Source organism: Halomonas nitroreducens (genome assembly GCF_003966155.1).
GTDB classification, from domain to species: Bacteria; Pseudomonadota; Gammaproteobacteria; order Pseudomonadales; family Halomonadaceae; genus Halomonas; species Halomonas nitroreducens.
This window is the reverse complement of the sequence record NZ_RXNS01000035.1, coordinates 1-7,183: the sequence shown is the minus strand read 5'-3', so window position 1 is coordinate 7,183 and position 7,183 is coordinate 1. Positions and strand designations below refer to the sequence as shown.

Annotated in this window: 6 protein-coding genes and 1 pseudogene; 3 read left to right on the top strand and 4 right to left on the bottom strand. The window is 67.9% G+C overall.

The window, feature by feature from the left end; all coding sequences use genetic code 11:
- The 3 genes and pseudogenes from EKG36_RS20265 to amaB all read right to left on the bottom strand — a co-directional run.
- Positions 1-475, bottom strand: a pseudogene (locus EKG36_RS20265) (Na+/H+ antiporter NhaC); the annotation flags it as partial.
- A gap of 132 nt (positions 476-607) precedes the next feature.
- Entirely contained in the window at positions 608-1,888 is a 1,281-nt protein-coding gene (gene amaA / locus EKG36_RS20260) for an L-pipecolate oxidase (protein ID WP_126487091.1), read from the bottom strand.
- 167 nt (positions 1,889-2,055) lie between these two features.
- The gene (gene amaB / locus EKG36_RS20255; protein ID WP_126487090.1) at positions 2,056-3,549 is read right to left on the bottom strand and encodes an L-piperidine-6-carboxylate dehydrogenase; all 1,494 of its coding nucleotides are present in this window, start codon (positions 3,547-3,549) and stop codon (positions 2,056-2,058) included.
- A gap of 120 nt (positions 3,550-3,669) precedes the next feature.
- Between amaB and EKG36_RS20250 the strand changes: the two genes are divergently transcribed.
- Positions 3,670-4,593 (top strand): LysR family transcriptional regulator, encoded by a 924-nt coding sequence (locus EKG36_RS20250; RefSeq protein WP_126487089.1) that lies wholly within the window; start codon positions 3,670-3,672, stop codon positions 4,591-4,593.
- Here EKG36_RS20250 and EKG36_RS20245 read toward each other — a convergent pair.
- Positions 4,590-5,492 carry a LysR substrate-binding domain-containing protein gene (locus EKG36_RS20245; protein ID WP_126487088.1) on the bottom strand — a complete coding sequence of 301 codons (903 nt, stop codon included), beginning with the start codon at positions 5,490-5,492 and terminating at the stop codon, positions 4,590-4,592. The two genes, EKG36_RS20250 and EKG36_RS20245, sit on opposite strands and share 4 nt — an antisense overlap.
- A 249-nt stretch (positions 5,493-5,741) precedes the next feature.
- Here EKG36_RS20245 and EKG36_RS20240 point away from each other — a divergent pair, with 249 nt between their 5' ends.
- Both EKG36_RS20240 and EKG36_RS20235 read left to right on the top strand, forming a co-directional pair.
- Complete coding sequence (locus tag EKG36_RS20240; protein ID WP_126487087.1) at positions 5,742-6,989, top strand: 2-aminoadipate transaminase; 1,248 nt, start codon at positions 5,742-5,744, stop codon at positions 6,987-6,989.
- The coding region (locus tag EKG36_RS20235) for a hypothetical protein (protein WP_148113492.1) at positions 6,986-7,183 on the top strand (198 nt) is incomplete at its 3' end. The genes EKG36_RS20240 and EKG36_RS20235, both read left to right, overlap by 4 nt.

Sequence of the window (7,183 nt, the reverse complement as noted above, 5' to 3'; positions counted from 1 at the left end):
TCCAGTACATGGGGATCTCGAAGCCCGCGCCGATGCCCATCAGCGCCAGGCCCACGGTGCCCACGGTGCCCCAGGAGGTGCCGAGCGAGACCGAGACCACCGAGCAGAGCAGCATGGCCGCCGCCAGGAAGACCGCCGGGGAAAGCAGCGTCAGGCCGTAGTAGATCAGGGTCGGCACGGTGCCGCTGGCGATCCATACGCCGATGATCATGCCCACGCAGATCAGCACGGACACGGAGGGCAGGGAGACATGGATGACGTGGAAGATCCCTTCCTCGATGCGCTTCCAGCGAAAGCCGAGCCTGATACCCACCAGGGAGGTGATGGCCAGGCCGATGGCCAATGGGATATGCGGGGTGAAGTCGTCGAAATAGAACAGCTGGATGCCAAGCACCAGCAGGGTCAGCACCACGGGGGTAAGGGCCAGGAGCAGGCCCGGCTTGCGATAGCGGCTTGTTGTTGTTGGATCTGGCATCTTGATGTCCTCGATCGTGAAAAGCGTGGTAATGGGCTCGTGCCGTTACCCACATCGTTTCCGGAAACAACTCCTTGATGCGGTCAGGCGCCGGGAGCCCGATAATCGGGCTTCCGTCTTGCCGGGCGAGGCCTAGATCAAGACCCGCAGGCACTGCCCCGTGTGATAGAGCGTGAAGCCGCCTTCATAGCCACAGCTCCATAACGGCTTGACCTTGATCGGTGCCGGCGAGCGGATCGGCAATGGCAGCAGGGTATCGTCGCCGGTGGTCAGGTAGTGGGCGAAGCCCTTGCCGACCACCGTGCCGGTGGTGACGCCGCGGCCGTTGTAGCCCGAGACCCCGAGAATGCCGGGCGCCGGCTCGAAGAGCCGCAGCGTGTGGTCCGGCGTGAAGGCGATCCTGCCCGTCCAGGTGGTGTCCCACTCGACCTTGCCCAGTTGAGGAAAGTAGTGGCGCTGGACGCGATCCGCCCAGCAGCGCACATAGGCCATCGGTCGGCCATCGCCCCGGCCCAGGCTACCCAGGATCAGGCGTCCCTCGGCATCGCGCCGCATGCTGCTGAGCACCATCCGGGTGTCCCAGGCCCCCTGGCGCTCGGGCAGGATGTCGCCGGCGATCTCCTCGGGCAGCGGGGGCGAGGCGACCTGGAAGAAATGGCCGGGGAAGAAGTGGTCCTTGACCTGGTTCCAGTCGTCCTCGGTATAGGCGTTGGTGGCCACTACCACCCGCGGCGCCAGGATGCTGCCCTGTGGCGTCGTGACACGCCAGTCGTCGCCCTCGCGGGCCACGCCCCGCGCCGGGCTATGGGTATAGAGGCTGGCCCTGGCCGCGATGGCGGCACGGGCCAGCCCCCGGGTATAGGCGACGGGATTGAGGGTGCCAGCCCGACGGTCGAGCAGGGCACGGCGAATCTGACGCGTGCCGACCGTCTGCCGGCAGTCCTGATCCTCGAGCAACGCCACGGGTGCGCCGCGGCGCTGGAACTGCTCGGCGCGCCGCGCCAGGTCCTCTTCCCCCTTGGCGTTGTGCGCCAGGTGCAGGGTGCCGGTCTGCGTCGGGTGGCAGTCGAGGCCATGGCGCTCGATCAGCGAGAAGACCTCGGAGGGCGCCCCCCCGAGGATTGTGTTGGCGCGCTCGCCCTGTGCCTCGCCCAGGGCCTCGCAGATGTCGTCCGGAGGGATCCACAGGCCGGCATTGACCAGGCCCACATTGCGCCCCGAGCCGCCGCAGGGGATCTCCCCTGCTTCGATCAGGCTCACGGCGACTCCCGCCTCGGCGAGATGCAGCGCGGTGGACAACCCGGTGATGCCGCCACCGATCACCACCACCTCGGCCGATCTGTGGCCAACGAGAGCCGGCAAGTCCGGCGCTGGCTCCGGGGACGTGCCGTGCCACAAGCACCCTTCCTTCATGACGCCTCCTTCTTTTTGTCGGGCTCGGCTCCTGCCACCGGCATGGCCTGGCGCCCCTGGGCGGGCACGTGGGCCTGGTCCCCATGGGGTGTCATAGTAGGCGGGGCAGGAGTAGTCAGGGCATGAATGGTCATGGCCACCCCCGAGGTGAGGACGGCCGGTCGGGGTCAGTCGAACTTGATACCCTGGGCCAAGGGGAGTTCGCGGGAGTAGTTCACGGTGTTGGTCTGCCGACGCATGTAGCTCTTCCAGACATCCGAGCCGGACTCGCGGCCACCACCGGTCTCTTTCTCGCCGCCGAAGGCACCGCCGATTTCGGCGCCGCTGGGGCCGATGTTGACGTTGGCGATGCCGCAGTCGCTGCCGACATCCGAGACGAAGGCCTCGGCCTCGCGCACGTCGGTGGTGAAGACACAGGAGGACAGCCCCTGGGGCACGTCATTCTGCAGGGCCAGGGCCTCGTCGAAGTCCTGGTAGCTCATGACGTATAGGATCGGGGCGAAGGTCTCGTGCCTGACCAGCTCGTCCTGCTGGTCGACTTCGACGATGGCCGGCGCCACGTAGTAGCCGTCGGGATACTCTTCGGCCAGCCGGCGCTCGCCTCCGAAGACCCTGGCCCCCTGCTCGCGCGCCTTGTCGAGCACGGACTGCATCTGGTCGAAGGCCTGGGCATCGATCAGCGGGCCGACCAGGTTGCCTGCCATCGGGTCACCGATGCTGACGCCCACGTAGGCCTTCTTCACCCGTTCGAGCACCTCGTTGCGCACGGATTCATGGACAATCAGGCGCCGCAGGGTGGTGCAGCGTTGGCCGGCGGTGCCCACCGCGGAGAACAGGATGGCACGCACGGCCATGTCAAGATCGGCGCTGGGGGCGAGGACCATGGCATTGTTGCCGCCGAGCTCCAGGATGCTGCGACCGAAGCGGGCGGCGACGCGGGGCGCGACCTCGCGACCCATGCGGGTGCTGCCGGTGGCGCTGATTAGCGGCACGCGGGAATCGTCGGTCAGGTGCTCGCCGACCTCCCGCTCGCCGATGATGACTTGGCTGAGATCCTTGGGGGCCTCGTCGCCGAACTCGGCCATGGCGCGCTCGAGCAGCGCCTGGCAGGCCAGGGCGCAGAGCGGGGTCTTCTCGGAGGGCTTCCACAGCAGGCTGTTGCCGCAGACCAGCGCCAGGGCGGCGTTCCAGGCCCAAGGTGCCACCGGGAAGTTGAAGGCGGTGATCAGGCCGATCGGGCCCAGCGGATGCCAGCTCTCGCGCATGTGGTGGCCGGGGCGCTCGGAGGCGATGGTCAGGCCGTACAGCTGTCGGGATTGCCCCACGGCGAGATCGCAGATGTCGATCATCTCCTGCACCTCGCCGAGACCTTCCTGGTAGATCTTGCCGCACTCCAGGGTCACCAGGGTGCCCAGGTCCTCCTTGTGACGACGCAGCTGCTCGCCGAACAGCCGTACCAGCTCGCCACGGCGCGGCGCGGGCACCCGACGCCAGGCCTCGAAGGCGGCCTGGGCACGGTCGATGCGCGCCTGGACCTGCTCACCGCTTTCCAGCTGGACCCGGCCGAGCTCGCCGCCGTCGGTGGGCGAGGTCACGGGATAGTCGCCGTCACGGTACAGGGTGTCGGCGACCCCGAGGCGCTGCATGATGGACTCGATCATTCTTCCTCCTACTGCTCATAGACTTGTGATGGGGGCGTGAGCAGTATTGCCGGGATAATTGACGTGGCTCAAACGACGTTTTATATAGAGGTCATTCCATATTTTCTTGCTGGGGCCGAAATGAACCGCCGCCACCTGCCCACCCTGACCGCCATGCAGTGCTTCGAGGCTTCGGCCCGGCACCTCAGCTTCACCCGCGCCGCTGAGGAGCTCAGTCTGACCCAGAGCGCCGTGAGCAAGCAGGTCGCCCAGCTCGAGTCGGTGCTCGAACACCCGCTGTTCCGGCGGGTGCGCAAGCGCCTGCAGGTCACCCCGGAGGGGTCGCTGTACCTGACCGAGGTGCGCAAGATCATTGCCCAGGTCGAGATGTCCACCCGTTACATGCAGTCTTACGGGGGCCAGAGCGAGGTGCTCAACGTCACCACCCTGCCGACCTTCGGCGCCCGCTGGCTGATCCCCCGGCTCAACGGCTACCGCTTCCGTCATCCCGGGGTCTACCTGAACATCGCCAACCGGGTGGAACCCTTCGACCTCGAGGAGCAGCGCGTCGACGTGGCCTTCTTCTTCGGCCACGGTGCCTGGCCGAAGGCAGAATGCATCAAGCTGCTCGACGAGACCATGGTGCCGGTGTGCGCCCCCTCGGCGGTGCCCGACGGCGGCATCGGCGACCCGCTGGCGCTGACCGACCTGGTGCTGTTGCAGAGTGCCACGCGGCCGGAGGCCTGGCACGACTGGTTCGCCGCCCAGGGCTGCTACACCGCCCACAGCTATCACGGGCCGCGCTTCGATACCTTCTACATGGCGGTGAGTGCCGCTCGGGCGGGCTGTGGCGTGGCCCTGGTGCCCCGCTTCCTGGTCGAGGAGGAGCTGACCGCCGGCCAGCTGACGATCCCCTGGGCGTTCTCGCTGACCAGCCGGGATGCCTATTACCTGGCCTACCCCGAGTACAAGGGCGAGGTGGCCAAGGTCAAAGGCTTCATCGACTGGATCCTCGAGCACCTCGAGGCGCCGGCCCGCGTGGACGGGGCCCGGCCGGCGAACTAGGGGCCTGGTCCCGCCTCGGCACAGGCCAGGACATGCGTCACGAAGTGGCGCACCCTGGCGAGCTCGCCGAGCGGCTCCGGGTACACCAGATAGTAGGCGTCGGGGCTGCGCAGCACATGGGGCCAGGCGAGGCGCAGGCGCCCCGCGGCGAGTTCGTCGTCGACCAGGAAGCGCGGCACCAGGGCCAGCCCGCCCTCCGCCATCACCGTGCGGATCAGCATCTGGAAGGTCTCGAAGCGGGTGCCGTGATAGCTGCGGTCGGTGCCGACCCCCTGGTCGGCGAACCAGCGGTGCCAGGCGTCGGGGCGGGTCGAGAGGTGCAGCAGGCGGCAGTCGGCCAGGTCCGCGGCGCACGACGGTGCCTGGCGCGCCAGGTAGCCGGGGGCGCCCACCGCGACCACCTCCTCGTCGAACAGCTTGCGGCATTCCAGGTTGGGCCAGCGCCCGTGGCCATGGAAGACGGCCACGTCGATGTCCTGCTCCTCGAGGTCGAAGGCCTGGACCCGGTCGGTGATGCTCAGGCTGATGCGTGGGTACGCCGCGAAGAAGGCGGGCAGGTGGGCGCTCAGCCAATGGCTGCCGAAGGTCGGCAGGGTCGCCACGCGCAGCACTTCGCTATGTCCGCTGTAGGTCATGATCGTGTTTGCGGACATCTCGATCTGGGCGAGGATCTTGCGCACCTCGCTCAGATACAGCGACCCCTCCGGGGTGAGCACCAGGGTGCGGCGCACGCGGCGGAACAGCTTGTGCTGCAGGTAGTCCTCGAGCTGGGCGACCTGCTTGCTGATCGCGCTCTGGGTCAGACTGAGCTCCTCGGCGGCCCGGGTGAAGCTCATGTGGCGGGCGGCGGCCTCGAAGCATTGCATAGTGGTGGTCGATGGCAGGTGGCGTGCCGTCATGGCGTCTCGGTTGCTGGTGCAATACCGCCATTCTAGCCAAGCTGGCGGCGGCATGTCGCGGCGCGCCTCTACTGATCCATTCTCTCCAGGCATTCCTCATCCCCAAATGACGACACCTTCCTGGGTTTTCTTGGGTAATGCATGAGTTGCTGGAATGAATAGCGCGTTTTTTTTCGTTTGAAGCCCCCGTGAGGCGCTGGTTTCATCGTGGCCATGACAACTCCCCCGATGAATCGACAGGAACCGGACATGGACTTTCCCCACGTCAGTGGCTCGCTGGGCATCGTTCACCCCCTTTGCATCGAGAAAGGCCGCAATGCCGAGGTCTGGGACGAGCAGGGGCGGCACTACATCGACTTCGTCGGCGGCATCGGCGTGCTCAACCTGGGGCACGGTCATCCTGCCGTCGTCGAGGCGGTCAAGGGCCAAGTCGAGACCCTGATGCACTCCGCCTTCAATGCCCTGCCGCATCGGGGTTACCTGGAGGTGGCCAAGGCGCTGGATGCCTTCGTGCCGGTCGGCTACCCGCTGTCCTGCATGCTGACCAACAGCGGCGCCGAGGCCACCGAGAACGCCCTCAAGGTCTGCCGTGCCGCCACCGGCCGCCAGGCGGTGATCGCCTTCGACGATGGCTTCCATGGCCGGACCCTGGCCGCCTTGAACCTCAACGGCAAGGTCAAGCCCTACAAGAACCGTCTCGGCGCCCTGCCGGGTCCCGTCCATCACCTGCCCTTCTCGAGTCCCGACAGCGACGTGGACGCGGACACAGCGCTGGCGGCCCTCGAGCGGCTGTTCGAGGTCGAGGTGCCGGCCGACGAGGTGGCCTGCATCATCGTCGAGCCGGTGCAGGGAGAGGGCGGCTTCCGACGCCTGTGTGCCGACTTCGCCGCCCGCCTCCGGGTGCTGTGCGATACGCACGGCATCGTGCTGATCTTCGACGAGATCCAGTCCGGCTTCGGCCGCACCGGCCGCCGTTTCGCCTTCTCCCACCTCGGCGTCGAGCCCGACCTGCTGCTGATGGGCAAGAGCATGGCTGCAGGCCTGCCGCTGGCGGCCGTGGCCGGCAAGGCGGCGCTCATGGACGCCCTGCCCAAGGGCGGCCTGGGCGGCACCTACTCGGGCAATGCCGTGGCCTGCGCGGCGGCCCGGACGGTGATGGACCTGATGAGTGAGGACCGCCTGCGTCGCTGGGGTGCGGCGCAGGAGGCGGTCATCGTCGAGGCCCACGGTCGCTTCCGCGAGCGCTTCCCGATGGTGGGCGCCCTGACCGGCCTGGGTGCCATGCGCGGCATCGTCTTCGAGGATACCGCCACCGCCAGCGGATCCGAGCACCTGGCGGCGCTGCTGGCCGCCGGCCGGGAGGCCGGCGTCCTGCTGATGCCCAGCGGCCGCCGACGCAATGTGCTGCGTCTGCTGCCGCCGCTGACCGCCGAGCCGGAGGTGATGGCGGAAGGCCTCGGGCGCCTGGAGCGGGCCTTGGAGACGCTGCACCCATGATCGCCCGGCTCGCGGTGGAGGCGGCGACGTCCGCCCCCTACCTGCACTTCCTCGAGGCCCTGCACGACGCCGGCTTCGAGGGCGACATCGCCCCCGACTACGCCAACCGCACGGTGCTGGCCACCGACAACTCCCTCTACCAGCGCCTGCCCCAGGCGGTGCTCTATCCGAGGGGCGCCGAGGACCTGGAGCGC